The 943-nt window shown below is 62.8% G+C and carries 1 protein-coding gene; it reads left to right on the forward strand.

The window, feature by feature from the left end; translation table 11 throughout:
- Positions 1-121: 121 nt before the first annotated feature.
- Positions 122-943 (forward strand): sugar ABC transporter permease (locus EOA27_RS38120; protein WP_145970890.1); only part of this gene is annotated, 822 nt, incomplete at its 3' end.

Raw genomic sequence — 943 nt, forward strand, 5'->3', positions numbered from 1 at the left:
TCCTTGGCAGCAGCTGCGCCGCTGCTACGGAGGGTGAACCGGCATCTTCTCCTGTAGAACGGGAGAAGGACGCTGTCGCCTACGCCAGCACCCACCTATCACCCCGTAGAGCAAAAAACTTATGACCTACGCAGTGTCCGAAATCCGATCCGCGGCCCGGCCGCGCAAGCGACGGCTGGGCAAGGCCGCGATCGAGCCATGGCTCTATCTTTCGCCGGCTATTGTCCTGCTGGTTCTGGTGCTGTTGGTGCCATTGATCATCGGCATCAGTTATTCCTTCCGCAAATTCTCGGCCTTCAAGTCGCAATATGTCGGCCTTGCTCAATACCAGGCGATGTTCTCCGACCATGTGCTCGGCCAGGCGCTGATCAACACGCTGTGGTGGACCGTCGCCAGCCTGTTCTTCCAGTTTTTCCTTGGCCTGGGCCTGGCGCTGCTGCTCGACAAGCCGTTCTACGGCCGCAAGGTCGTGCAGGCTGTCGTCTTCCTGCCCTGGGCGGTGCCGTCCTTTCTCTCGGGCCTCACCTGGGCGTGGCTGTTCAACCCGATCATCGGGCCGCTGCCGCATTGGCTCTTCGCGCTCGGCCTCAAGGCCGAACCGACCAACGTGCTCTCCGACCCCGCCACCGCCATGTGGGGGCCGATCGTCGCCAACATCTGGTTCGGCATCCCCTTCTTTGCCATCACGCTGCTCGCCGCGCTGAAGTCGATCCCGTCCGAACTGCATGAGGCCGCGGCCATCGACGGCGCCTCGCCCTGGCAGCGCTTCACCAAGGTGACGCTGCCCTTCCTTGCGCCCACCATCGTCATCACGGTCATGCTGCGCACCATCTGGATCGCCACCTTCGCCGATTTGATCTTCGTCATGACCGAGGGCGGGCCGGCCGGCTCGACCAGCACGGTGCCGGTTTACATCTATGTCAGCGCCTTCAAGTCGCTCGAC

It is taken from the genome of Mesorhizobium sp. M2A.F.Ca.ET.037.01.1.1, from assembly GCF_003998075.1.
GTDB lineage: Bacteria > Pseudomonadota > Alphaproteobacteria > Rhizobiales > Rhizobiaceae > Mesorhizobium.